The 25,445-nt window shown below is 73.8% G+C and carries 23 protein-coding genes; 14 read left to right on the top strand and 9 right to left on the bottom strand.

Annotated elements, in window-relative coordinates:
• The 5 genes from AB0E05_RS14600 to AB0E05_RS14580 all read left to right on the top strand — a co-directional run.
• Positions 1–1,412 (top strand): M48 family metalloprotease (locus tag AB0E05_RS14600; RefSeq protein ID WP_361963037.1); only part of this gene is annotated, 1,412 nt, incomplete at its 5' end.
• A gap of 103 nt (positions 1,413–1,515) precedes the next feature.
• Complete coding sequence (locus AB0E05_RS14595; protein WP_361963035.1) at positions 1,516–2,241, top strand: DJ-1/PfpI family protein; 726 nt, start codon at positions 1,516–1,518, stop codon at positions 2,239–2,241.
• Between the two features lie 180 nt (positions 2,242–2,421).
• Positions 2,422–5,769, top strand: a complete 3,348-nt coding sequence (locus AB0E05_RS14590; protein ID WP_361963033.1) for a S8 family serine peptidase — start codon at positions 2,422–2,424, stop codon at positions 5,767–5,769.
• A 125-nt stretch (positions 5,770–5,894) separates the two neighbouring features.
• Positions 5,895–6,284: a BlaI/MecI/CopY family transcriptional regulator gene (locus AB0E05_RS14585; protein ID WP_361963031.1), complete on the top strand. Its 390-nt coding sequence runs from the start codon at positions 5,895–5,897 to the stop codon at positions 6,282–6,284.
• Positions 6,285–6,291: 7 nt separating this feature from the next.
• Positions 6,292–7,221, top strand: coding sequence for a M56 family metallopeptidase (locus AB0E05_RS14580; protein WP_361963029.1), 930 nt, complete (start codon positions 6,292–6,294; stop codon positions 7,219–7,221).
• A 168-nt stretch (positions 7,222–7,389) separates the two neighbouring features.
• Here the strand turns inward: AB0E05_RS14580 and AB0E05_RS14575 are convergent, their stop codons facing one another.
• Positions 7,390–8,406: a sporulation protein gene (locus tag AB0E05_RS14575; RefSeq protein ID WP_361963023.1), complete on the bottom strand. Its 1,017-nt coding sequence runs from the start codon at positions 8,404–8,406 to the stop codon at positions 7,390–7,392.
• Positions 8,407–8,782: 376 nt separating this feature from the next.
• Here AB0E05_RS14575 and AB0E05_RS14570 point away from each other — a divergent pair, with 376 nt between their 5' ends.
• Entirely contained in the window at positions 8,783–9,190 is a 408-nt protein-coding gene (locus AB0E05_RS14570; RefSeq protein ID WP_361963021.1) for a (2Fe-2S) ferredoxin domain-containing protein, read from the top strand.
• Here AB0E05_RS14570 and AB0E05_RS14565 read toward each other — a convergent pair.
• Complete coding sequence (locus AB0E05_RS14565) at positions 9,147–10,493, bottom strand: MFS transporter (protein WP_361963019.1); 1,347 nt, start codon at positions 10,491–10,493, stop codon at positions 9,147–9,149. The two genes, AB0E05_RS14570 and AB0E05_RS14565, sit on opposite strands and share 44 nt — an antisense overlap.
• A 66-nt stretch (positions 10,494–10,559) precedes the next feature.
• On the opposite strand from AB0E05_RS14565, the gene AB0E05_RS14560 reads away from it, so the two are divergent.
• Positions 10,560–11,012 (top strand): helix-turn-helix domain-containing protein, encoded by a 453-nt coding sequence (locus AB0E05_RS14560; protein ID WP_361963017.1) that lies wholly within the window; start codon positions 10,560–10,562, stop codon positions 11,010–11,012.
• Between the two features lie 15 nt (positions 11,013–11,027).
• Here AB0E05_RS14560 and AB0E05_RS14555 read toward each other — a convergent pair whose 3' ends face one another.
• Positions 11,028–11,726 (bottom strand): NAD(P)H-binding protein, encoded by a 699-nt coding sequence (locus AB0E05_RS14555; protein ID WP_361963015.1) that lies wholly within the window; start codon positions 11,724–11,726, stop codon positions 11,028–11,030.
• Positions 11,727–11,827: 101 nt separating this feature from the next.
• On the opposite strand from AB0E05_RS14555, the gene AB0E05_RS14550 reads away from it, so the two are divergent.
• Positions 11,828–12,559 (top strand): TetR/AcrR family transcriptional regulator, encoded by a 732-nt coding sequence (locus AB0E05_RS14550; protein WP_361963013.1) that lies wholly within the window; start codon positions 11,828–11,830, stop codon positions 12,557–12,559.
• Here the strand turns inward: AB0E05_RS14550 and AB0E05_RS14545 are convergent.
• From AB0E05_RS14545 to AB0E05_RS14530, 4 genes are all read right to left on the bottom strand, one after another.
• Positions 12,541–12,951: a hypothetical protein gene (locus AB0E05_RS14545; protein WP_361963011.1), complete on the bottom strand. Its 411-nt coding sequence runs from the start codon at positions 12,949–12,951 to the stop codon at positions 12,541–12,543. The genes AB0E05_RS14550 and AB0E05_RS14545 overlap by 19 nt on opposite strands.
• 135 nt (positions 12,952–13,086) lie before the next feature.
• Entirely contained in the window at positions 13,087–14,085 is a 999-nt protein-coding gene (gene gap / locus AB0E05_RS14540) for a type I glyceraldehyde-3-phosphate dehydrogenase (protein ID WP_361963008.1), read from the bottom strand.
• 114 nt (positions 14,086–14,199) lie between these two features.
• On the bottom strand, positions 14,200–15,156 hold the full coding sequence (locus AB0E05_RS14535) for a helix-turn-helix domain-containing protein (RefSeq protein WP_361963006.1): 957 nt from the start codon (positions 15,154–15,156) through the stop codon (positions 14,200–14,202).
• A 50-nt stretch (positions 15,157–15,206) separates the two neighbouring features.
• The gene (locus tag AB0E05_RS14530; RefSeq protein WP_361963004.1) at positions 15,207–16,199 is read right to left on the bottom strand and encodes a CorA family divalent cation transporter; all 993 of its coding nucleotides are present in this window, start codon (positions 16,197–16,199) and stop codon (positions 15,207–15,209) included.
• Positions 16,200–16,439: 240 nt separating this feature from the next.
• Here AB0E05_RS14530 and AB0E05_RS14525 point away from each other — a divergent pair, with 240 nt between their 5' ends.
• On the top strand, positions 16,440–16,970 hold the full coding sequence (locus tag AB0E05_RS14525; protein WP_361963002.1) for a DinB family protein: 531 nt from the start codon (positions 16,440–16,442) through the stop codon (positions 16,968–16,970).
• A 35-nt stretch (positions 16,971–17,005) separates the two neighbouring features.
• Positions 17,006–17,812 (top strand): alpha/beta hydrolase, encoded by an 807-nt coding sequence (locus tag AB0E05_RS14520; RefSeq protein ID WP_361963000.1) that lies wholly within the window; start codon positions 17,006–17,008, stop codon positions 17,810–17,812.
• A gap of 21 nt (positions 17,813–17,833) precedes the next feature.
• Here AB0E05_RS14520 and AB0E05_RS14515 read toward each other — a convergent pair whose 3' ends face one another.
• Together AB0E05_RS14515 and AB0E05_RS14510 are read right to left on the bottom strand one after the other, a co-directional pair.
• Complete coding sequence (locus tag AB0E05_RS14515) at positions 17,834–20,290, bottom strand: FtsX-like permease family protein (RefSeq protein ID WP_361962998.1); 2,457 nt, start codon at positions 20,288–20,290, stop codon at positions 17,834–17,836.
• The gene (locus AB0E05_RS14510) at positions 20,284–21,021 is read right to left on the bottom strand and encodes an ABC transporter ATP-binding protein (protein WP_361962996.1); all 738 of its coding nucleotides are present in this window, start codon (positions 21,019–21,021) and stop codon (positions 20,284–20,286) included. Before AB0E05_RS14510 ends, AB0E05_RS14515 begins: the two co-directional genes overlap by 7 nt.
• 165 nt (positions 21,022–21,186) lie before the next feature.
• Between AB0E05_RS14510 and AB0E05_RS14505 the strand changes: the two genes are divergently transcribed.
• The 4 genes from AB0E05_RS14505 (at position 21,187) to AB0E05_RS14490 (ending at position 25,422) form a co-directional block, all read left to right on the top strand.
• Positions 21,187–22,485, top strand: a complete 1,299-nt coding sequence (locus AB0E05_RS14505) for a sensor domain-containing protein (protein WP_361962994.1) — start codon at positions 21,187–21,189, stop codon at positions 22,483–22,485.
• On the top strand, positions 22,485–23,117 hold the full coding sequence (locus tag AB0E05_RS14500) for a response regulator transcription factor (RefSeq protein ID WP_361963057.1): 633 nt from the start codon (positions 22,485–22,487) through the stop codon (positions 23,115–23,117). The genes AB0E05_RS14505 and AB0E05_RS14500 overlap by 1 nt, the downstream gene beginning before the upstream one ends.
• A 271-nt stretch (positions 23,118–23,388) precedes the next feature.
• Positions 23,389–24,300, top strand: a complete 912-nt coding sequence (locus AB0E05_RS14495; RefSeq protein ID WP_361962992.1) for an LLM class flavin-dependent oxidoreductase — start codon at positions 23,389–23,391, stop codon at positions 24,298–24,300.
• Between the two features lie 537 nt (positions 24,301–24,837).
• Positions 24,838–25,422: a hypothetical protein gene (locus AB0E05_RS14490; RefSeq protein WP_361962990.1), complete on the top strand. Its 585-nt coding sequence runs from the start codon at positions 24,838–24,840 to the stop codon at positions 25,420–25,422.
• Positions 25,423–25,445 lie beyond the last annotated feature (23 nt).

Below are 25,445 nucleotides of genomic sequence, written 5' to 3'. Positions count from 1 at the left end.
GTGAGGAAGTCGCGTCCGCGCCCGTCCACCCCGATGAGGGGCCGCCGCCGTATCCCGGTGAGGAAGTCGCGTCCGCGCCCGTCCACCCCGATGAGGGGCCGCCGCCGTATCCCGGTGAGGAAGTCGCGTCCGCGCCCGTCCACCCCGATGAGGAGCTGCCTCCGTACCCGGGCGAGGACGCCCCCGTCCACCTGGCCGAGGAGCCGCCCGTAACCCAGCCCCTCGTACCCCAACCCATACCCCCGCCTCCGCCCCTGCCGCCCGCCGTTCCCGTGGCGCCGGGCTTCGGGACCGCCGTCGACCACGACGACCTGGCGCTGGACCAGGGGCGTCGGATGGTGAAGGCGGTCCAGCGGGGCGTCGACGGGGCCGCGCTCTCGCACCTGTTGGTGACCGTGCCGACGGGGCTGGTCAGCCTCGCCGTCGTGGCCTTCGTGTGCGCCCTGGTCAACCCGGTCTTCGGGGTGATCGGCGCGGTCGCCTGGCTGCTGTCCGGACCGCTGGTCTTCAACCGGAGCGTGGAGGCGGCCATCGCCCGGCGCCTGCTCGGCATGCGCAGGCCCACCCCGCAGGAGGCCGAACGCCTGGACGTGGTCTGGGAGCAGGTGACCCGGCGCGCGGGGGTGGATCGGGAGACCTACGAACTGTGGATCCAGGAACGCCCCGAACTGAACGCGACCGCCGCGGCCGGGCACGTCGTCGCCGTCACCCGGCACGCCATGGAGTGGCTCCCCAACTCCCGCCTCGCGGCGGTCCTCGCGCACGAACTCGGCCACCACGTGGGCGGCCACACCTGGGCGTCGATGCTGGCCGACTGGTACGCCCTGCCGGCCCGGACGGCGGGACGCGCGATCTTCGCCTTCCTGACCCTCCTGTTCCAGTCGAAGAACTGCTTCGGCGTCGCCTGCGGCGGCTGCCTCTCCCTGGTGCTCGTCCAGTTCCTCTTCTTCTTCTCCTTCATGGAAGGGATGTGGTTGCTCGTCCTCCTGGTGGCGGTCGGACCGCTGCTGATCGCCTGGCTGCACCGGCGGGAGGAGTTCCGGGCGGACGCGTACGCGGTGGGGCTCGGTTTCGGTCCGGCGCTGGAGGACGTCCTCGTGGCGGAGGCGCAGGCGACGGCGATGACCGGTCTTCCGCCGCAGGGGCCGGCCCTGACGCCCCCGGCCGTCCCGCCGATGCCCCCGCCGCATCCGGGGCCGTACCACCAGCCGTATCCACCGTCGTACCCCCAGCAGCATCCCCCGCCGCACCCGGGGCATCCCGGCTTCGGGCCGCCCCACGCCTGGCCGCATCCCACCCCCCGGCAGCCCGCGGGCGCCGGCCCGCGCTTCGCCGCGCGGGCCGCCCACACGAACATGGAGGCGCGCCTGCGGAACGTCAGGCTCGTCCTGTCCCAACAGAACCGACCGTAGGGCTGCCGCCCGCCGTCGGGAACTTCCACCCCCGCCCCCACGACTCCTGTGCGTGACCCCCCACCGTGCGACGGCGTGCCGTCGCGGACGAACAGGAGAGCCCATGGACCGCAGACACGTGCTCCAAGCTTCCACCGCCCTCGGGGTCGCGGGGGCGGTGACGGGGCTCGCCACCGCCGCCCGGGCGACGCCGTCGGACGGGCGGGCGCGCTCCGGGCCGCTGCGGGTGCAGGTCGTGATGTTCGAGGGAGTGGAGGAACTCGACTTCGCCGCGCCCTTCGAGGTGTTCGCCGCAGCCGGGTTCTTCACGGACCGTCAGGTCGACGTCCGCTACGTCAGCGCCACCGGGCCCGGCACGTTCCGCGCCGCCTACGGGACGCAGCTGAGCGTCGCGCACGGCTGGTCGCCCCGGGCCGCGGACGTCCTGGTGGTGCCCGGCGGCGGCTACGCGCGCCGCGACAGCCCCGGAGTGTGGGCGGAGATCCGGCGCGGCGTCCTGCCGCGCGCCCTGGCCTCGGCCGCACGCCGGGGACTGACCGTCGCCGCGGTCTGCACCGGCACCATGCTGCTGTCCGCCGCCGGGCTGACCAAGGGCCGCCCCTGCACCACGCACCACCGGGCCCGGGCCGACCTGGAGCGTCAGGGCGGCGTGCTCAAGGACGCCCGGGTGGTGGACGACGGGGACCTGGTGACCGCGGGCGGCATCACCTCCGGTCTTGAACTCGCCCTCTGGCTGGTGCGACGCGAACTCGGCGCCGACGCGGCGATCGGTGTCGAGGCGATGTTGGAGTACGAGGCCCGCGGCACCGTGTGGGTGCCCGCCGAGTAGCGGTGCTCGTCCCCGTGGCGATCGCGGGGGACGTGGCAACCGGTTCTGGAGGGACGAGATTCAGCCATCGCGTCACGTGGCGACAACGCCGACTCCCGATGATCACTCTCACTCTTCGGGAGTGGGAAGCGGGGCCACCCCTCGGCAGCACGTCGACCACCCCGCCGAGCAGGGAGCCACTTGTTCTCCAGCAAACGTCAGGGCCGTGGCGCGGGGACCGCCGCCGCGGTCCTCACGGCCACGGCGCTCGTCGCCGGACTGACCACCACGACGTCCTCCGCCACCACCGGCGCGAACACCCCCGCAGGGGAGACCGAGCGCACCGCCGCCGGGCTCCGGTGGGTCACCCTGATCACCGGGGACCGCGTCGGTGTGGACGCCCGGGGCAAGGCCGTCACGGTCGACCGGGCCGAGGGCCGGCACAAGATACCCGTGCACAGTTGGACCGAGAAGGGCCGTACCTACGTCGTCCCCGCCGATGCCGAACGGCTCCTCGCCCGGGGCGTCCTCGACCGCCGCCTCTTCGACGTCACCGGACTCAGCACGCCCGAGAGCCTGCGGTCCTACGACAAGGGCCTCAAGGCGATCGTCGCGTACAAGGGCGCCTCAGGGGCCGCCGCCCGGGCGGAGGTGCGCGGTGACGCGGAGGTGCGGCGGACGCTGCCGTCGCTGAACGCGGACGCCGTGACCGTCCCGGAGCGGAATCCGGGAGCGCTGTGGGACGCCCTCACCCGTACCGCCGGGGCGGCTGACGCCCGTACGGCGCGGGCCGTCCCGGGCGTCGAGCGCGTCTGGTTGGACGCGGTGCGCACCGCCTCGCTCGACAAGAGCACGGCCCAGATCGGTACCCCCACGGCGTGGCAGGCCGGGTACGACGGGACGGGCGTCACCATCGCCGTCGTCGACACCGGTGTGGACGAGACCCACGAAGACCTGAAGGGCAGGGTCGTCGGGGCGCACAACTTCTCCGACTCGCCCGATGCCAAGGACCGCGACGGGCACGGCACCCACGTCGCCTCGATCGCCGCGGGCACCGGCGCCCGCTCGGGCGGTGCGCACAAGGGCGTCGCGCCCGGCGCGAAAGTCCTGAACGCCAAGGTGCTCAACGACTTCGGCAGAGGCACCGACTCGCAGATCCTCGCCGGCATGGACTGGGCCGTGGCGCAGGGCGCGGACATCGTCAACATGAGCCTCGGCAGCGCCGACACCCCCGAACTGGACCCGTTGGAGGCCCTGGTCAACAAGCTGACCAAGGAGAAGGGCGTCCTGTTCGCCGTCGCCGCCGGCAACAGCGGACCGTCCCCCCGTTCGATCGACTCCCCGGGCAGCGCGGACGCGGCCCTCACCGTCGGGGCCGTGGACGACACCGACAAGGTGGACGATCGCTCCTCGGCCGGGCCGAGGCGCGGTGACGGCGCGGTCAAGCCGGACGTCACCGCGCCCGGCATGGACATCACCGCGGCCTCGGCCCCCGGCAGCGCCGCAGCGCAGCAGCACGGCGAGAACCCGCCCGGCTACGTCACCCTCTCCGGCACCTCCATGGCCGCACCGCACGCCGCGGGCGCCGCCGCCCTGCTCAAGCAGCGCAATCCCACCTGGACGGGCGAGCGCATCAAGTCCGTGCTCACCGCCTCCGCCAAGGACGGCGGCCACGGCGTCTTCCGGCAGGGCACCGGCCGGCTCGCCGTCGACGCCGCCCTGACGCAGACCGTGGTCGCCGACGAGCCCACCGTCACCTTCGGTCGGCAGCAGTGGCCGCACACCGACGACCGGCCCCTCACCAAGGAGATCACCTACCGCAACCTCGGGGACCGGGACGTCGCGCTGGACCTGACGGTCCGCGGCTTCGACCCGAAGGGCGGGCCCGCCCCGGCCGGCTTCTTCGCCCTGGGCGTCGACCGGGTCACCGTGCCCGCCGGCGGCACCGCTGCCGTCCCCGTGACGGTGGACACCCGGATCGGCGGCTCCAACGACGGCGCCTACTCCGCGTCCGTCGTCGCGACCGGCGGTGGCCAGAACGTGCGCACCACGGCCGCGGTGGACCGCGAGGTCGAGTCGTACGACCTGACGCTCAACCACACCGGCTCGGACGGGAATCCCAGCGGCGACTTCGTCAGCCGCATCACCCAACTCTCCGGCGTGGAGCACGTCCCCAGCTTCTCCGCCGAGGGCAAGAGCACCGCGACGTACCGGCTGCCGAAGGGCGACTACGTCCTGGACGCGAAGCGTTCCGTCCCGTCCCCCGCGGGCGAGTCGTCGGACTGGCTGACCCACCCCAAGCTGGCGCTGACGAAGAACACCACCGTCGAGGTCGACGCCCGGCTCGCCAAGCCCGTGCGGATGAGCATCCCGGACAGCAGGGCCGCGATGACCGGCGCCTACCGCTCGCTCTCCGTCGACACCGGCGCGGAGCCCTACAGAACCTTCCGGATCTTCGGCTCCTTCGACGGCCTGCGCACGGCGCAACTCGGCCCCGAGCGGCCCACCGGCGCCACGCTCACGGATTCCTTCCTCGCCCAGTGGGAACGAGGCGCCTCGACCCAGTACAACGGCGCCGCGGGCGGGCGGGTCGAACGGCTCTCCACCGGGCACACCACGGCGTTCACGTCCGCCGACTTCGCGAAGGTCTCCGCGACCGCGGGCACCTCGGTGCCGGGCAAGAAGGCGCTCTCCACGGCGGTGAGCACCGTCGACGGTCACTTCTTCGACTCCGTGTCCCCGTTCGACCTGCCCGGCACCCGGACCCACCACCTGGCCACGGCCGGGAAGACCAACACCTGGTCCCTGCGGATGGCGCAACTCGACGCCGACGGGTTCGAAGAGACCGACCACACCTCGCCGGTGCGCGACCACCGCCCGGGCGGCAGCCACCGCGTGACCTTCGGCACCGCCGTCCACTCCCCGCTGATGCACGAGATGGCCGGCGTCACCAGGAGCGAGGACGTCCTCATCGGCTCCGTGCCGCTCTTCTCCGACGGCAGGGGCAACATCGGCGGATCCGTGCACTCCTCGGCGCGGACCGTGCTCCACCAGGGCAGCACCAAGATCGAGGAGAACACGAATCCGCTGGACGGCATGGCCGGATTCGCTGTCGGCGCGGACGACGCCGAGTACACCCTGACGACCTCGGTGCGGCGCGCCCCGTCCGTCTCCGCGGTCGGCACCCGCATCGACGGCTCCTGGACCTTCCGCAGCGCCCGGCCGCCGGCGGGCGAGCCCGTCCGGATCCCGCTCTCCACCGTTCGCTTCGACGCCAAGGTCGCCCTCGACGGCACCGTCCCCGCGGGCCGTACGACGACCTTCCCGGTGACCGTCCAGGGACCGGCGGCCGGCTCCGGCCTGAAGTCCCTCGCCGTGTCCGTGTCGTACGACGGCGGCACCACCTGGAAGCAGGTGCCCGTGAAGAAGGGCAAGGTCACGATCGAGAGCCCCGCGAAGGGCAAGTCCCTGGCGCTGCGGGGCCAGGTCGCCGACCGGCACGGCGGCAAGGCGAGCGTGACCGTGTACGACGCGTACCTCGGCAGGTAACCGACGGGGAACGCCCTCCGGCGGCTCGAACGCCGGACCGTGGTCAGCCGTCCACCGCTCGGGTGGACGGCTGACTACGATGAGGGGTCCCGCCGGTGCGCGGGGCGCGGCCGGAGGGAGACGAGGTGGGGGAGCAGGAGCGTCCGCGGCGACGCGGTCAGGGCGAGCTGGAGGCCGAGGTGCTGGCGGTGCTTCAGGAGGCGCCGGGCCCGCAGGGCACGGCGTGGGTGCAGGAACGGCTGGGCGGGTCCCTCGCCTACACCACGGTGATCACCATCCTCACCCGGCTGCTCGCCAAGGGGGCGGTGACGCGGGAGAAGTCGGGCCGGTCCTTCGTGTGGACCCCGGCCGCGGACGAGGCGGGGCTCGCGGCGCTGCGGATGCGGCGCGTGCTGGACGGGGAGAGCGACCGGGAGGCGGTGCTGGCCCGGTTCGTCACCGGGCTGGCGCCCGGTGACGAGCAGGTGCTGCGGGCGCTGTTGGAGCGTGCCGGGGAAGCGCAACCCGAGGGATAGGGGCGTCATGGGGGTCTTCGTCTTCCTGCCGCTGGTGCTGCCCCTGACGGCGTGGCCGATCGCCCGCCTCGCCGAGCAGCATCTGCACCCGAGGTCCGCGACCTGGCTGCTGTCGGCGGTCGCCGGGGTGCTCGCGGTGTGCAGCACGCTGTGCCTGGCGCTGCTGATGGTGGTCGGCACGGCGCAGCTGCCCGGCAATCCGCTCCCCGACGGCTGGTCCGACCCCGAGGTGCGCGCGGCGGTGCCCTACGACGAGGTCGCGGGCCGGGTCGCGATCCCCGCGCTGATCGCCGTGCTCGCGGCGTGCGGCCGGACGGCGTGGCACCACCGCCGGGTGCGCAGCCGGGCCCGGCGCGCCCTGCAAGGGCTGCCCGCCACGTCGGTCGCGGTACTGGACGACACCGTGCCGTACGCCTACGCCCTGCCCGGCGGGCGCGGTCGGATCGTCGTCACCACCGGAATGCTCGCCGGGCTGACCGCGGCCGAGCGACGGGCCCTGTTCGCCCACGAGCGGGCCCATCTGGCGCGCCGTCACCACCGCTTCGTGCTGACGGTGCAACTCGCGGCGCGCGCCAATCCGTTCCTGCGCCCGCTGCTGACGACCGTGACGTACACGACGGAGCGGTGGGCGGACGAGGAGGCGGCCACCGCCGTCGGCAGCCGGCGGACGGTGGCGCTGGCGATCGGCAGGTCCGCGTTGATCTCGCGCGGCGGGCCGGATGCGGCGCTCGCGGGCTTCGCGGTGGCGGGGCCGGTGCCGCGCCGGGTCGCCGCCCTGCTGGGGCCGGCCCCGGCAGGCGGGGTCTGGCCGTCGGTCTTCACCACGGTGGGCCTGGCCACGTGGGGTGCCGCCGCGGGCACCACCGCATCGGCGCTGTCCTCGGCGAACTCCGCCGTCACGCTCTTCCTGATCCTGCGCGCGGCAACCCCGATGTGAGGGGCCCGTGTGCTGGGCGGGGTGCTGGGCCGTCGCCAGCACCCCTTCTTCTTCGGCCGGTGGGTCAGCCGCGGTTCCTGACGCGTACGAAGAGGGTCGTACGGGTGGGTCGCGCGGGCGCCCTACACGGGACGGGCGGCCGGGTGGGGGGATTCACCTGCTGGAGCCCTACTCCTCCTCGCCTTCCATGAAGTCGCCGACCTCGTCGACGACTTCGGCCGCGACGAGGCCGCCGGCGACGCCGACCGCGAGGCCGGCAGCGCCCGCGGCGACCACGGTGCCGGTGCTGGGGCCGGAGCGCCGGTGCCCGCCGTGCCCGTCGTGATGTCCGTCGTGCGAGCCGTGGGAGTCGTGCCCGCCGTGGCTCGCGTACGAGGCGCCGTGCTCGTACGGCGCAGGAACGGTGTGGTGGCCGTGCGTGGCGAGCAACTGCCGCAGCCAGGCGTCGACGACCTCCTTCCAGTCGCGGTGGGGCACGCCGTCGTGGCTGACGACGTGCCGGTTGATCGCGTCGTGGCCGGCCGAGTAGAAGCCGCCGGGCTTGTCGGCCTCCAGGACGACCTCCATGCCGCCGGGGTTGGCCAGGAAGGTCACCTCCAACTCCCGCATGGCGTGGGCGTACTGCGGTGCGGGCGTGAGCTCGATCTCCTGGTAGAAGGGCAGGCGCTGCCCGGTGCCGCCGATGCGGCCGTATTCGAGGTCGGCGGAGCGGAAGCCGAAGCCGAGCTGGCCGAGGGCCTCCAGCACGGCCTCCTGCGCCGGCAGCGGGCGCACCATGAGCTGGTCGAGGTCGCCCTTGTCCTTGGTGCCGGACACCGCCAGCTCGGTGCGCACCCCCAGCACGATGCCGAGCGGCTGCCCGTACAGCTCCGTGATCGGGGTCTCCCACGGCACGGTGAGGCCGAAGGGGACGCTGCGGTGCTCGCCGGCGGCCAGCCGGAAGCCGCCGCCGACGGTGAAGCGGTCGAAGGCGACCGTACCTTCGCTCTCCCCTTCGTCGTGCTCGACCTCGACGCGGGCGAGGAGTTCGAGGGAGACCTGGTCAATGTCGAAGTCGGCGTCGCCGCCCTTCAGTTCGACCTGTCCGGTCACGATGGCGCCGGGCAGCACCGCGCCCGGATGGAGGACCGTGTCCACCGTGGGTCCGCCCACGCCGAGCGAGCCAAGCAGCCTTTTGAACACCATCAGGCGTTCACTCCTTCGTCGTTCTGTTCCGGGATGCCCGGTGGTAGGGAGGGACGGTGCGGGTCGGTGTCGCCGTCGACGTCGGGGCGTGCGACGGCCCGCCCGCGCATCTTCTACATGCGTGTAGAAGTGTAGGGCGGCGGCGGCCCGTTGAGGACCAACGTCACCCATTGAGGGGGAAGGTGACGCAAACACGCCGTCGAGGAAGGCCCGGGCGAGCCGATCGGCGGGCGGGAGCGATCAGTTTCCGCCGCGCGGCGGACGGTGGCGTCCGAGGCGTGGTGTCGTGCCGGACGCGCAGGTCATACGATCATCGCTGGACCACCGGTCCGCGCCTTGAGCTCGCGGCGCCCGACGAACTGCCGAGGAGAGACGTGTGAGCAAGCGCTCGCGCCGCGCCGCGCCCGCGCAGGGGGCGGTGCGTCCCACCGTCACCGTGTGCCGGGGTTGCTGTTGCGGCAGCCCGAAAATAGCCGGGCTCGACCACGCGGCCCAATTGCGGGAGCTGCGGACGGAGTTGGCGGGCCGGGCGACCGTACGGGTCACCGACTGCATCGACGCCTGCGACCAGGCCAACGTGATCGTCGTCCAACCCTCCGCCGAGGGCCGCAGGGCCGGCGGCCGGCCGGTGTGGCTCGGCCTCGTCAACGACGCGGACGCCACCGGCGACATCAGGGCGTGGATCGAGGACGGCGGGCCCGGCCTCGCCGACCCGCCCGCCGTCCTCGACCTCTACGCCTTCACCCCCTCCCGCCGGGTGCGCGCCGAACTCCCCGAGCAGTAGCCGACCGCGGCCCCGCGCCCGGCCGTGCGAACGCCCACAGCGCGAGACCGAGGCCGCTGAACGCGGCGCCCAGCACGCACACCGCGCCCCAGCCGGCCGCCGTGTAGAGGGACGTCGCGGCGATGGCACCGGTGGCGCTGCCGATCGCGTAGCAGACCATGTAGCCGCCGATCAGCCGGCTGCCGGCGGCCGGGTGCAGTGCGTAGATCAGGGTCTGATTGGTGACGTGCACCGCCTGCACGGCGAGGTCGAGCAGCACCACCCCGACGAACAGCGGCCAGAGCGAGCTACGGGTGAACGCCAGCGGCAGCCACGAGACGACGAGCAGCGCCAGCGCGATGCCGGTGGTCCGGTGGGAGTGCCCGCGGTCGGTCAGCCGGCCCGCGACGGTCGCGGCCAGCGCGCCGACCACGCCGACCAGCCCGAGCGCCCCGATCGCGCTGTGCGACAGGGAGTGCGGGGCTTCGCTGAGCGGCAGCGCGACACTGCTCCACAGGGTGCTGAAGGCGGCGAAGACCAGCAGCCCGAACAGCGCCCGCAGCCGCAGCAGCCGCTCCTGGGCGAACAAGGCGACCGTGGAGCGCAGGAGCTGCCCGTAGCGCAGCGCCGCCGACGGCGTCCGGCTCGGGCGCGGCAGCACCCGGTGCAGGACCAGGGCGAGCAGCGCGGTCAGCGCAGCCGACGCGAGATAGGTCGAGCGCCAGCCCGCGAGATCGGCGATCAGCCCGGACGCGGTGCGGGCCAGCAGGATGCCGATGACCACGCCGCCGGTGACGAGGCCGACGACCCGACCGCGCACGGCGGGCTCCGCCAGCGATGCCGCGAAGGCCACCAGCGTCTGCGTGACCACGGCGAGGAGCCCCATCGCGGCCATGCCCGCGAGCAGGACCGCCGCCGTCGGGGCGGTGGCGACCACGGCCAGCGCCGCGACCAGGAGCAGCAGTTGCGCCACGACGAGCCGTCTGCGGTCGACGATGTCGCCCAGCGGGACGAGGAAGAAGAGCCCCAGCCCGTATCCGACGTGCGTCAGGGTGACGACGCTGCCGACGAGGGCTGGGCTCATCGAGAGGTCGTGGCCCATGGTCACCAGCAGCGGCTGGGAGAAGTAGACGTTGGCCACCGCGGCGCCGCAGGCGACGGCGAACAGCGCGACGACGCCCCGGGAGAGAGCGAACGCGGCCTCCGCCCCGCCCTCGTGCTCTTGGCGCTCCCCGCTTCTTTTGCTCTCTTCGTCCCCGGATCGTCGCGCCACGACCTCGCACTCGCCCGCCATCGGCCACCCCCGCGCATCTGGTTTCAACATGCCACCACGTGGTGACGGTAACCTTGCTGGTGGCATGTTGCAACCAATATGGGAATGAGGGACGCCGTGGTGACCAGGACGCGCTTCGACGACAGTGAATGTCCCGTCGCCCGGTCGGTGGACGCGATCGGCGACTGGTGGTCCCTCCTGATCGTGCGGGACGCCTTCGACGGCAGTCGGCGCTTCGGGGAGTTCCAGCGCAGCCTCGGGGTGGCGAAGAACATCCTCACCGCACGCCTGCGCGCCCTGGTCGCCGGCGGCGTCCTGGAATCCGTCCCCGCGTCGGACGGCAGCGCCTACCGCGAGTACGTGCTCACCCCGAAGGGCGAGGCGCTCTTCCCCGTCGTCGTCGCGCTGCGGCAGTGGGGCGAGGAGCACTTCTTCGCCCCCGGCGAGCCCCACTCGCAGTTGGTCGACCGCCGGCAGGGGCAGCCCCTGCGCGCCCTCGAAGTGCTCTCCGCTGACGGCCGACGCGTGGCCCCCGACGACACCGCCGTTCGTAAGGTCCCCACTCGGTGACCTCTTCGACGGGTCCTAGGAGGCGTGGGCGAGGGCGCTGGGAGTGAGTCGGCCGACGATCGCCGGCGCTTCCTGGACGAGGGCCTCGTCGGTGAGCGCCTCCACCATGAACAGGGCATAGTCCACCCGGCGCGTCAGATTGCTGGCCAGCACCGGGTCGCCCACGTGCTGGCTCCACACCGGCAGCCCCTGGCTCTCGCCCTCCTCCAACGTGCTGCCGCGCACCACGGTCCAGCGGGTGTCGCTGGCGAACACCCGCCGGCACGCCTCCACCTGGTCGTCGATCTCGACGGCCCGTACGAGCTTGCCCAGCACGGCCGAGACCCGCAGCGCCGCGGTGAACGTGCGCGAGTAGTGGTCCTTGCCGTCGCGCGTGATGTGCCAGCCGCAGGAGAAGACCAGGCGCGCGTCGGGTGCGGCGTGGTCGAGCACGGCCTGCGCCGTCCCCGACGAGTACTGCTGCACGCCCCAGGGCACCAGCACCGTGAGCACGCCGTCGCAGCCGTCCACCGCGCGCCGGATGACCTCCGGGTCGTTCGTCGGTCCGGGCACGACCGTGATGCTCGACTCGAACGCGGCGAGCTTGGGCACGCTCCGCTCCCGGCACACCCCGACGACCTCGTAGCCGCGTTCCAACGCGTGCCGGACCATGTGCTGCCCGAGCTTCCCCGAAGCCCCGACGACGCAGACCTTCTTCCTGCGGTCCGTGCCCATGACGCAGCCCCTTCCCGAGGGCGTCCACCCTCAGCCTTATGGTGTAAGGCAAGGTAGTCTTATGATGTAAGGCAGTCAACGGGAACGACTGAGGGAGACCGATGCCCCAGCAGGGCAAGGGCCGGCGCCGAGCGTCCGCGCGCACACCGCTCAGCCGCGAGGGCGTGGTCCGCACGGCGATGGCGGTGGCCGACGAGAAGGGCCTGGCCGCACTCAGCATGCGGGCCGTCGCCGAGCCCCTGGGCGTCGAGGCGATGTCGCTGTACCACCACGTCGGCGGCCGGGAGGACGTCCTCGACGGCATGGTGGACGCGGTCTTCGCCGAGATCGAGCTACCGCCGCGCGACACGGACTGGAAGAGCGCCGTGCGCCACCGGGCGGCCTCCGCCCGCGCCGTGCTCCTACGGCACCCGTGGGCCGTCGCCCTGATGGACTCCCGCAGCCGCCCCGGCCCCGCGACCCTGCGCCACCACGACGCCGTCATCGGCACGCTGCGCACCGGGGGGTTCTCCGTGGTGATGACCGCGCACGCCGTCTCGCTCGTCGACGCCTACGTGTACGGCTTCGTGATCCAGGAGCTGAGCCTGCCGTTCGGCGGCCCGGGGGAGCTGGAGGAGGTGGCGGACGCCATCGTGCAGGAGATGGACGCCGACGCGTACCCCCACCTCACCGAACTCGCCACCGAGCACGTGCTGGGGCCCGGCTACGACCACGCCGACGTGTTCGCCTTCGGCCTCGACCTGATCCTCGACGCCCTGCGGCCGGACGAGGCGGCCGAAAGGGAGCCGGTGAAGCCCGCACGATCCCCGGAAGGTCAGCCGGACTCGCCGTAGGGCGTGATCCGGCGGTACGCGGCCCGGGCGTGCAGCACGCGCCCGGCGACCGTCCCCACGACGGTCGCGGCGAGCAGGCACAGCATCCAGCCGGGGTCCCGGTTCCCGGCCCAGGAGATCTCGCCGGTCGGCTCGGTGCCGAGCACGTTCAGACAGGCCCAGCACAACACCGCGGTCCCAGGGGCGGCGAGCAGCCGGCCGCGCATCCCCAGCAGCGCCGCCATCAGGGAGAGCACCACCAGGGCGAGGCCCGTCCGGTCGAGCACGCCGAGCGCGTCGAGGAGGGCGACCAGAGCGAACGCGCCGCCGTACGCGGCGGCCCAGACGAGCGGTGTCGCCCAGGGCTCGGGCACCGGCCGCACCTCCCGGCCCAGCCATCGCCACTCCACCATCGCCGACTCCCTCCCGCGCACCACCTTGAGCCGCGCCGGGAAGAACTTACCCCCGGCCCGGCGGCGTACGGCCGTTCTCGGCCGCTCGCCGCCGGTGGTCCCGGGGGGCGTTCACGGTGCTGCGGAGGGGCGGGCTCAGCCGCGGGCGAGCAGCTCCAGGGTGTCGATCACCCGGTGGGAGAAGCCCCACTCGTTGTCGTACCAGGCGACCACCTTCACATGGCGGCCCTCGACCCGGGTCAGCGCCGAGTCGAAGATCGAGGAGGCCGGGTTGCCGGTGATGTCGGAGGACACCAGCGGGTCCTCCGAGTACTCCAGGATCCCCGCGAGCGGGCCCTGTGCCGCCGTGCGGTACGCCGCGAGGACCTCCTCGCGCGTCACGTCGCGGGCCACCGTCGTGTTCAGCTCGACGATCGAGCCGACCGGGACCGGGACCCGGATCGAGTCGCCCGACAGCTTGCCGTCGAGGTTCGGCAGGACGCGCCCGATCGCCTTGGCCGCGCCGGTCGTGGTCGGCACGATGTTGACGCCGGCGGCGCGCGCCCGGCGCGGGTCGCGGTGCGGCCCGTCCTGGAGGTTCTGCTCCTGGGTGTAGGCGTGCACCGTCGTCATGAACCCGTGCTCGATCCCGGCGAGTTCGTCGAGGACCGCGGCGAGCGGGGCGAGCGCGTTGGTCGTGCAGGAGGCGTTGGAGACGATCCGGTGCGCGGCCGGGTCGTACGCGTCGGTGTTGACGCCGTACGCGAGGGTGACGTCGGCGCCGTCCGACGGCGCGCCGACGAGGACCTTCGCCGCACCGGCGTCGAGGTGGGCGCGGGCGGCCGTCGCCGCGGTGAAGCGGCCGGTGGCCTCCAGTACGACGTCCACGCCGAGTTCGCCCCACGGCAGCTTCGCCGGCTCGCGCTCCGCGAGCACCTTGATGCGGCGGCCGTCGACCACCAGCGCGTCGCCGTCGACGGTCACCGGGCGGCCCAGCCGGCCGGACGTCGAGTCGAAGGCGAGCAGCCGGGCGAGGGCGGTCGGCTCGGTGAGGTCGTTGACGGCGACGACCTCCAGCGCGCTGTCCCGCTCCAGCAGGGCGCGCAGCACGTTGCGCCCGATGCGGCCGAATCCGTTGATGGCGATGCGAGTCATGTCGGTGTCCCTTCGGTTCTCCACCAGGCTCGCGCGCCGCACGGGCCGGGGACAGCGGCATGATCGCCACGATCCGCAAGGATCGCGACACCCCGCCCGCGGCCCGCCGGCGACCTACTCGCCGCCGGCGAAGGTGCGCCGGTACTCGCTCGGCGTCGTGCCGAGGACGCGCTGGAAGTGCAGCCGCAGATTGGCGCCCGTACCGAGGCCGACCTCGGCCGCGATCTGCTCCACGCCCAGCTCCGAGCGCTCCAGCAGCTCCCGCGCCCGGTCGACGCGGGCCCGCATCACCCACTGCATCGGGGTGTAGCCGGTCTCCTTGACGAAGCGCCGCGAGAACGTGCGCGCCGACACCGCCGCGTGCCGGGCGAGCACGTCGAGGCCCAGCGGTTCGCCGAGCCGGTGCAGCGCCCACTCGCGGGTCGCGGCGAACCGCTCCCCCTGCGGCTCGGGCACGCTGCGCGGCACGTACTGGGCCTGGCCGCCGCTGCGGTAGGGGGCGGCGACCAGCCGGCGCGCTGCGTGGTTCGACGCGGCCACGCCCAGGTCGCGACGGAGCACGTGCAGACACAGGTCGATGCCCGAGGCGGCGCCGGCGGAGGTCAGCACGGAGCCCTCGTCGACGAAGAGGACGTTCCCGTCGACCCGGATGCGCGGGTACTTCTCGGCGAGCGCGCGGGTGTAGTGCCAGTGCGTCGTGGCGCGCCGCCCGTCGAGCAGTCCGGTGGCGGCGAGTGCGAAGGCCCCGGTCGAGATGGCGGCGAGCCGGGCACCCCGGTCGTGGGCCGCGATCAGCGCCGCCACGACCGTGGGCGGCGGGTCCTCGCGGTCCGGGAACCGGTAGCCGGGCACGAAGACGAGGTCGGCCCAGGCCACCGCCTCCAGCCCGTGCGCGACGTCGTACGACAGGCCGTCGCCGCCGGCGACGCGCCCGGGGACGGCGCCGCACACCCGTACCTCGTACGGCATGCTCGCGCGGGTCGTGAACACCTGCGCGGGAATGCCGACGTCCAGGGGTTTCGCTCCTTCGAGGACGAGAACGGCAACGCGGTGCAAAGAGGGTGGGGGCACGGCCCCAGGGTACGCAGCGCCGACGGCGTGGCCGGGCGGGCGCGGGGGCGTCAGTCCTCGTCCCGCAGCCGGCGCCAGACGCGGGTGCGGTGCAACACGTAGAGGGAGCCGAACAGCACGGCCGTCTGGAGGCCCACGGCCAGGAACCAGAAGTCGTCCCTGGTCTCCAACTTGTCCGTCAGGAAGGTGAAGTTCATTCCGAAGAAACCGGACAGGAACGACAGCGGCAGAAAGATCACCGACACGATGGCCAACCGGTTGATCACCCCGTTCTGCTCGCCGGCGACGAGGGACGAGTAGCTGGCGAACGCCCGGCGCGCGGCGTCCTGGAGGCTCTCGATGGCGGTGAGGACGAGGCGGGCCGCCTGCTGGAACTCCCGGGCGAGCCGTTGCCGCTCCGGAGGGAAGTCGGGGCCCATCAACCTGCGGGTGATCACCTCGTCGACCACGTGGACGTAGGGCAGCAGCGAGTGGTGCAGCAGGGCGGAGCGGCGACGCAGCTGCGCCAGCCGGTACACCTGTTCGGGGCGCCGCTGCTGGAACATGTCGTCCTCCAGCTCCTCCACCTCCAGCAGCGCAGTGACCGCGGCCTGCCGGAAGGTCGCCAGGGCCTCCTGGAGCATCAGGAAGAAGACGGCCACGGAATCCTTTGGCCGCTCCCGCTTCAGATGTCCCATGATGCGCTCGGCCAGGAACGCCGGGCCGCGGTGCGCGGTCACCAGGAAGCGGTCGTTGGCCAGCGCGTGGACGTGGTCGACCCGCTCGCCGTGGACCACCGGCACGACCAGACACAGGAGGCCGCCCACCAGGTCGGCCCGAACCGGTTCCTCCATGCGGCCGAACCAGGACATCTCCTCCGTCCCCAGTCCGAGCGCGGCGGCCAGGGATTCAGGCTCGGGCTCCGCCACGTCGTCCGGCCGGTTCGCGTCCTCCTGCGCCAAGGCGATGTCGACGAGGAGGAAGCGGGCTTCGGCGAGCCTGCGGCGCGCCTCCGCGAAGGGCACGCGCGCACTGCTCGCCTCCGGCATCGAGACCGCCGTCACGATCACGAGCCCCTCACCGCCAGTTCCGCAGCCATGGCGCCGAGTCTCCTGGTGGCACGGGGGCCGCGCGGCCGTGGCCCTCCGTACACGCCGGACAACGACACCCGAAGGGATCAAGCCCGGACCGACGATCGGACCTACGCCGGCGGAGCGCGGAGCGGCGCACGACGGTCCGACATCTGATCTTCCGGCGCAGTCATCAGGCCGCAACCTGACCTATACGGCGCCTACGGTTCCCCCATGAACACGTCCCCGCAGAGCCCCACGTCCCTTCTCCCCGGCGAGCGCGGCGAGCTGCTCCAAGCGCTCGCGGAGCAGCGGGAGTTGCTGCTGATCACCGTGCGCGGCCTGACCGACGCCCAGGCGGCGGAGCGCACCACCGTGAGCGAGCTGACCCTGGGCGGCATCGTCAAGCACCTGGCCCGCGGCGAAGCGGTGTGGGCGCAGGTCGTGACGAAGGGGGACGGGGAACTGCCGGCGGGCATGCTCGACATGGAGCAGTACCGCATGGTCGAAGGCGACACCCTCGCAGGGCTGTTGGCGCAGTACGAGGCCGCGGCGCGGGGGACCGAGGAGGCCGTGGCCGCTCTGCCGGACCTGGACCGCGTCGTCCCCCTCCCCAAGACGCCGTGGTCCCCGCCGGAGACCGTCTACTGGTCCGCCCGCCGCGTCCTGCTCCGTCTGATCAGGGAGACCGCCCAGCACGCCGGACACGCGGACATCATCCGCGAAACGCTTGACGGAGCCAGCACCACCGCCCAACGCTCGTAAGGTCGACCTCACCGACGGCGAAGGCGGGAGGCGTCATGGCCGAGCGACGGTTGATCGGCGGGGGCGGCGGGCCGGTGTGGGGCGTCGCCGAGTACGGCGCCCCCTCGGGACGCCCGCTGGTGCTGCACCACGGACTGGTCGGGTCCGCCGTCCTGCCCGACTTCTGGCAGGAGTACGCCGCGGCGGCCGGCGTCCGGCTGATCGCGGTGGAGCGGCCCGGGTACGGGCTCACGCCGCCGCTGGAGATGAGGGCCGTCGCCGAGTGGAGCGCCCTGATGCGGCCGGTCCTCGACGGTCTGGCGGTCACCGAGCTCGACGTCGCCGCCATCTCCGCCGGCGCTCCCTACGCGTACGCGCTGGCCGCCGGACTCGGGCCGCGCGTGCGCGGGGCGTGGGTGCTCAGCGGGCTGCCGTACGTCTGCGACCCCGCCGTACGCGGCTGCTATCCGGAACCGGCGCAGCCCGTCTGGGAGCTCTACCGCAGCGCACCGCCCGACGAGGTGACGGCCCACTTCGCCGCTGCGGCCCCCCGGTTCGCCGCCGGGCTCGCCGCGTTCCCGACGGCGCTGGCAGCCCTGGCGGAGATGGCCGGCCACGGACACCGGGGCCCGGCCCGCGAGGCACGGCTCCAGGTCCGCCCCTGGGGCTTCGTCCCGGGCGACGTCCGGCAGCCGGTGCGGCTGTGGCACGCGCCCGCTGACGACCTGGTGCCGTACGCCGCGATGCGGGCCACCGCGGCGCTCCTGCCGCGGGCGACGGTCACGGACCAGCAGGAACCCACCCACACGCCGAGCGACACCACCGTGCGGGCCCTCTTCGACGAACTGGCCGCGACGCGCTGAGAGGGGCCCGCGGGCGCTGCCTCAGGGCTCCCGCACGCCCGCCGAATCCGCCGCGCCCCGCCGCAGCAACAGCCCCGCCGGGACGAGCGCCGACACCACCGCGAGCACCGCGCACGCACCCACGACCGCACCCGACGTCCCCCACGGGACCCGGATAGACGTCCCCACCGACAGCAGCCCCAGCGCACCCCACGCGCCCAGCAGGTTCACCCCGGCGACCAGCGCCCCCAGCACCGCGCCGACCGCCACCACCACCAGCGCTTCGGCGCCCACCAGGCGCAGCAACTGCCACCGGGTCGCCCCGGCCAGCCGCAGCACGGCCAGGTCGCGGACCCGGTCGGAGGTCGCCATCACCATCGTGTTGGCCAGCGAGACACCGGTGTAGAGGAGGGCGATGCCGAGCACGAGGAGGAAACCCGCCCGGGTCGTCCGGTCGGTCTCGGGGTGCGTCGCCCGCACCCACTGCTCCCCGGTGAGGACCCGGCCGCCCGACGGCTCCACCGCCGCCCGCAGCGCGGCGGCTACCACGGCGGCGTCGGCGCCCGCGGCGAGGCGTACGTCCACCCGGTCGACGGGCGCCGCAGGAGCGTTGCGCGGGGTGACGTAGGCGCCGTTGTCGCCGGTGCCGACGGCCATGACCGCGGCGATGCGTAGGGACTTCCTGGTGCCGTCGCCTAGCCACACGTCCACCCGCCCGCCCAAGGCGTGCCGCTCCCACTCCTCGTTGACGACGATCGACGCGTCGTCCAGGTCGTCCAACGACCCGGCGACCAGCGGCAGTCGGGACGTGGCCGCGAGCAGCGCGGGATCGGCGGCCCTGGCGTCGGACCTGATGAGCGCCGTGCCCTCCTCCAGGACGTACACGGCGCTCGACGCGGTCGCGCTCACCTGGGCGCCGGGGACCGCTTCCAGCCGCTCGACCGTCGCGTCGTCGAAGCCGGTGTCCGGGGCCGGGACCACGAAGTCCGCGGTCGTCCGCGCCCGGACCTCGGTGGCCCGCGCCTCGTTGAGCGTGGCAGCGGTGCCCAGCAGGGAGCCCGAGAGGGCAACTGTGACCAGCACCGGAGCCGCGACGGCCGCGGTGCGACGCAGCCCGGCCGCGGCGTTCTCCCGTACGAGCATCCCGACGGCGCCCGGCAGCCGGGCCGGCGCCCACGCCAGCAGACGGGTCAGCGGGCGCACCACCGCGGGCGCCAGCAGTGCGACCCCGGTGATCAGCAGCATCGGCCGGCTCACATACGTCTTGCGGCGCAGCAGACCGCCCGGGTCCGCCACCAGGGCCAGGGCCAGCGTCACCACGGCGGCCACCAGTAGGGCCCCGCCCACGAGCCAACGGGACCGCGTCATCGCCCGGGAGTCCACCGAAGCCTCCCGCAGCGCCTGTACGGGACCGGTCCGCCCGGCCCGCCAGGACGCGGCGACCACCCCACCGAGCGCCACCAACAGGCCCGTGCCGAACGCCACGGCGTACGGCCAACGGTACGCGCCGACGGTGAACCAGCCGGGCGCCAGGCCCTCCGTCACCGCCCACGCGGCGAGCTTCGGCGCCCCCAGCGAGCCCAGAGCGCAGCCGGCCGCCGACGCCAGCACGCCGACCACCAGTGCCTCGGTGACGACCAGCTGGCGGAGCTGTCCCGGCGTCGCCCCGACGGCGCGCAACAGCCCGAACTCGCGGCGCCGCCCGGCCACCGCGAACGCGAACGTCGAGGCGACCACGAACACCGACACGAAGCCGCTGACGCCGCCGGCCGTGCCGAACAGGGCGTTCATCGCGGTCAGCGACTCGTCGTCCCGGTCGGGGTCGGCGTCCGCGTACCGTCGCGCGTCCCCCGTCAACACCCGTACGCCCGAAGCGTCGCGCACCGCCGCCCGCACCGCCGCCGCGTCGGCGTCGACCACCAGCTGACGGCTCAGCGGCGACAGCTCCGCGGCGCGGGCGTCGGCGAAGAAGACGGCGTTCTCGAAGCCGAGGCCGGCCACGGTGCCCACGACGCGCACCGTGCCGCGGTCCGTCGTCACCGACGTCCCCGGCCGGGCCCAGCCGCCGCTGACGACGACCTCGTCCGGGGCCCGGGGCGCCCGGCCCGCGTCGAGCGCGTACGGGGCGAACGCGGCCGTGGACCACGGGTGGCCCACCAGATCCACGGGGCCGCCCCGGGCCCGTACGGCGAACGACCGGTCCTCGACGACGGCCCCCAGGCTCCGCAGCCGGGCGACCACCGCGTCCGGCACGGCGCGCGGCTGCGCCAGTTCGTGGCTGCGGGTCCCGAGCGGGGTGGACACCTCGAGGACGTCCTGGCCCTTGACGACGACCGGCGCCGCGGCGAACCGCTCCGGGCCCCGGTCGGGCGCGTCCAGCGAGGACGCCAGGGCCAGCCCCATCACGGCGATCAGCGCCACGCCCAGAGCGAGGGCGACGAAGCTGCCGACGAAGGTGATCCAGCGGGCGCGCAGGGCGTGCAGGGCGCAGCTCAACACGGCACGGCCTCCAGCGCGGCCAGCCGGCCCGCGACGTCCTCGGCGCCGGCGCCGGCGAGTTCGCCGTGGACGCGTCCGTCGACGAGGAAGACGACGCGGTCGGCGTAGGACGCGGCGACCGGGTCGTGGGTGACCATCACGACCGTGCACCCCTCGTCGTCGACGGTGCCGCGGAGCAGCGCCAGCACCTCACGGCTGGTCCGCGAGTCGAGCGCACCGGTCGGCTCGTCGGCGAACAGCACGTCGGGCCGGGTCATCAGGGCGCGCGCCAGGGCGACGCGCTGCTGCTGCCCGCCGGACAGCTCCGCCGGCCGGTGCCGCGCCCGGTCGCCGAGGCCGACCTGCGCCAGCACCGCCCGCACCCGGGCCTTCTTCGGCCGGCGGCCCGCCAGCCGCAGCGGCAGCGCCACGTTCTGCTCGGCCGTCAGCACCGGCAGCAAGTTGAACGCCTGGAAGACGAAGCCGATGCGCTCGCGGCGCAGCAGCGTGAGCCCCCGTTCGCTCAACGCGGTCAGCTCGGTGCCGGTGACCGTGACCGTGCCCGACGTGGGTCGGTCGAGGCCCGCGGCGCACTGCAACAGCGTCGACTTGCCGGACCCGGACGGGCCCATCACGGCGGTGAACGACCCCCGGGGGAAGCCCAGCGACACCCGGTCGAGGGCGGTGACGGCCGTGCCGGCCGTGCCGTACCTCCGGGTGATGCAGCGCAGTTGGATCGCGTCGTCGTTCATGGGTCCCCACTCGGGTCGCGGTCGGTGCAGGGCGTCAACGAAACTCCAGGAGGGCCGGGCGGCGCAGTGCGGCAGGACCGAGATTTGGGGTAGGGCCAGGCATACCCCGCAACCGGGCCCTGGCCCGATCGCAGACGACAGCGGCGTCCACTTACGGTGAGCTCCATGCACCCTGGGAACGTGTGGCAGGCCCTGGCCCGGCCGGGCTACCTGCAGTCCGTGTGGCCTTGGCGCTCCGTGGCGTACCTGGCCAGCGGAGCGGTCACCGGCGCCGTGACGCTGGTGGCGCTGGTGACGGCGGCCGTGGTCGGCGGGGCGCTCGCGCTCACTGCGGTGGGGCTGCCCCTGCTGGCCGTGCTCGTGCTCGTCGGCATCCCGGTGGGGGCGACGGAGCGGCTGCGGCTACGGCTCGTCGACCGCGCTCCGGCGGCCGGCCAGCACCGGGAGCCGACCGCACCGGGGCTGTGGGCCTGGCTCACCACCCGGTTGCGGGAGCGGGCGACGTGGCGGGAGTTCGGGCACGCGCTGCTGTTCTCCGTGCTGCTGTGGCCGATCGACGCCCTGGTGCTCACGGTCGCGCTGTTCGTCCCGCTGTCCGTCGTCGCCACCCCGTTGCTGCTGGCCACCGTCGGCGACGGACGGGAGACCAAAGTGCTCAAGCAGTGGGTGGTCACCACCTGGCCGGGCGCGTTCGGCGTCGCCGTCCTCGGAGTGCTCCTGCTGGTCGTCGGGGCGTACGCGCTGGGCGTCGCGGCGGGCGCCCGCGCCGGGCTGGCCCGGCTGCTGGTCGCGCCCCGCGAGGGCGAGTTGGACGCCAGGGTCGTCGAACTGGCCCGCTCCCGCGTCCGGTTGGTCGACGCCTTCGAGGCGGAGCGGCGCCGCATCGAGCGCGATCTGCACGACGGCGCCCAACAGCGCCTGGTGGGGCTGACGATGGCCCTCGGCCTGGCCCGGCTCGACGCACCGCCGGGGCCGCTCGCCGACCACCTCGCCAAGGCCCACGAGGAGGCCGGCAAGGCGCTGGCCGAACTGCGCGAACTGATCCGCGGCATCCACCCCAAGATCCTCGCGGACTACGGACTCGAAGCCGCCGTCGCGGACGCCGCGGAGCGCTCCCCCGTCCCCGTCGACGTCGACCTGGACCTGCCGGGCCGACCGCCCCAGGCCGTCGAGTCCGCCGCGTACTTCGTCGTCTGCGAGGCCCTGGCGAACGTGGCCAAGCACAGCGGCGCCGACCGTGCGCAGGTGCGCGGCGGCCACCGCGACGGCCGGCTCTTCCTCCAAGTGGCGGACGACGGCCGGGGCGGCGCGGACCCCGGCGCGGGCAGCGGGCTCACCGGCCTCGCGGACCGGGTGTCGGTGCTGGATGGCAGACTCGCCCTGTCCTCTCCACCGGGTGGACCGACCCTGCTACGTGTGGAGTTCCCGTGCGCGTTGACCGAAGTGGCCGACCGCTGCGCGTAGTGCTGGCGGAGGACGGCGTGCTGCTGCGGGAGGGCCTCGTCGGCCTCCTCCACCGCTGCGGGAACGAGGTCGTGGCCGCCGTCGGGGACGCGCCGGCGCTCGTCGCCGCGGTCGCCGAGCACACCCCGGACGTCGTCGTGACGGACGTGCGGATGCCGCCCGGCTTCCAGCACGAGGGGCTGCACGCGGCGGTGCGGCTGCGCGAGGAGCGGCCCGCGCTGCCGGTCCTCGTCCTCAGCCAGTACGTGCAGCGGACCTACGCCGCCGAGCTGCTGGACTCCGGCGACGGCACGGGCGTCGGCTATCTGCTCAAGGACCGGGTCGGCCAGGTCGAGGAGTTCGTGGACGCGCTGCACGAGGTCGCGGACGGCGGGACGGTGGTCGACCCCGAGGTGGTGCGCCAGCTCCTGCGCCGCCGCCGCGATCCGCTGGAGCGGCTGAGCCCGCGCGAGCGCGAGGTGCTGGCGCGGATCGCGGAGGGCCGGTCGAACGGCTCGATCGCCCGGGAGCTGGTGGTCTCCGAAGCCGCGGTCGGCAAGCACATCGGCAGCATCTTCACCAAGCTGGACCTGCCCCCGGCCGACGGGACCCATCGCAGGGTGCTCGCCGTCCTCGCCTACCTGCGGGCCTGAGCAGCCCACCGCCGGGCCGCGTTCCCCGTCCGCTGGACGGAGCCGCCGCTGCTCGGCGGGAGCGTCGGTCCCCACCGGCCGGTGGGGGGCTGTACGGGGCGCCCGAACGCGGCCACGGGGAGGACCGGCAGACGGGCCGTCGCGGACGCCCCCGAGGCGCGTCCGGATCCGTGGCCCCGGATCCGGGAGAGCGTCGTACGAACCGGGTAGCCCTTTCCGACGCCGGCCCGCAGCCCGAGCCCGGTCCGGCAACGACAGCGAGGAGCACACCTTGAGCAGCGACGTCATCCCCGCCGGCTCCGTCGGCCTGAACATCGACCCGTCCGCGGCGGACGCCGCGGCGGCCCGCCGGCTCGCCCACCTCGCCGACGAGGGCGGGGTGGACTTCGTCGGCGTCCAGGACCACCTGTACCACCCGGAGTTCCTGGACGCCTGGACCCTGATCACCATCCTCGCGGCCGGGACCGAACGTCTGACGGTGCTGCCGAACGTCGCCAACACGGTGCTGCGAGCCCCCGCGCCCCTGATCAAGGCGGCCCACTCACTGAGCATCCTCACCGGCGGCCGGGTCGCCCTCGGGGTGGGCGCCGGGGCCGCGCCGCCGGCCACCGCCGCGTACGGCGGGCCCGAGCGCACCCCCGGGCAGGCCGTCACCGCCTTCGAGGAGGCCCTTCGGGTGATGCGCGCCATGAACGGGCCGGGCACGGACGCCGTACGGTTCGACGGCGAGCACCACCACGTGCGCGGCGCCCGCCCCGGCCCCTTCGCGGAGAGGCCCGTACCGCTCCTCGTCGGTGCCTACCGCCCCCGGATGCTGCGGATCACCGGCCGGCTGGGCGACGGCTGGCTGCCCTCCAACGGCTTCGCACCGCCGGAGACGATCACCGCGATGCAGCGCGAGATCGACGCCGCCGCGACGGAGGCGGGCCGCGACCCACGGGAGGTCCGACGCGTCTACAACGTGATGGGCACCATCACCGACGGCAGCGCCCCCGCCGTCGAGGGCCGCCGGCTGACCGGCCCGCCCGACTTCTGGGTGGAGACCCTGCTGCGCTACCGCGCCGACCTGGGCTTCGACTCGTTCCTGTTCTGGCCCGTCGACGCCGACCCCGAAGAGCAGGCCACCCGCTTCATCACCGAGGTCGCACCCCGCGTCCGCACCGCACCGGGGCACGGCTCCTAGCGAGTGTCCGAAATCCGTACGGCCCCGCGTCCCGCCCCCGGTTCAGGTGCGGTTGCGGGGCCGCGGCAGTCCCGTACGGCATATGCACCCGTTCACCCGCGGAAAAGGGCCGCGGCTCGGGGAAAACGGATCTGACACATCCACATGTCCGCGTACGGATGGGACTCCTGATGCCCATCGGATTTCTAGGAAAGCCCTTGCCGTGCCGCCTTCCGGACATTCGCCGGGGCCGGGTTGACGCTGGGGGCCGCAAGGCCGGAACATGAATCGCGCCACACAGGAAAACGCGACAATTTCCCGGTGGGGACCGGAACTGGATCCGCCGCTTTTCTCGCAGGTCCCATGGTGAGCAGAGGTCGGGCCGGCTGCGGAAATCCGGCTCAGTGGACAGCAGTTGTCCGTGAATTTGCCTTTCGGCGTGACCAAGGGGAAGGTCACGCCCCATCCCGCTGCGCCGGAGTCGCATTTCCCGTGCCGCCGTGGTGAATCGAAGCAACGGCGAATCCATCCATGTCCTTATTCATGAAGGAGAAATCCATGGCTGTGAACCGAAGAACCGCCCTGTCCCGCACGGCCGCCGCGGTCTTCGCCGCCGGCATGATGGCCGCGGGCACCCTCGCCTCCGGCGGCTCCGCACAGGCCGCGCCGGCCGCCTCCGGCGGCTCCGCAGGGCTCGCCCCGAGCGTCGCGGCCCAGCAGACCTTCACCCTCCCCAAGGGCGTCACCAGCCACCGGGCCGGCACCGGCGCGGCCAGCGCGAGCATCGTGCGCACCCCCGCGCAGGCCCGGTCCACCATCAACTGCACCCTCACCGCGACCAACCCCTTCCGCTACTGGGGCGGCCCCTTCGGCGGCGGCGTGCAGGGCATCGCCAGCGTGAGCTGCACCGGGATCGTGCAGCAGATCAGCGTCACGGTGGGCCTGTACCGGTACAACAGCCTGGTCAGCGTCCGGACCCGCTCCTCGTACGGCAACACCATCGGCAACGCGACCACCGAGTACCCGTACAGCGCCGGCCAGTACCAGACCGGAGCGGTCGCCACGGTGTACTTCCCCGCCGGCTACAACCCGCCGAGCGGAACCTTCCCGCAGGTCAACAGCGCCGTCGTGACCATCCCCTAGCCTGCCTGCCTGCCTGTCCGCCC

This window comes from Streptomyces sp. NPDC048057, assembly GCF_040653095.1.
Classification (GTDB): Bacteria; Actinomycetota; Actinomycetes; order Streptomycetales; family Streptomycetaceae; genus Streptomyces.
The sequence above is the reverse complement of the archived record's forward strand: the minus strand, read 5'-3'. Positions and strand labels throughout refer to the sequence as shown.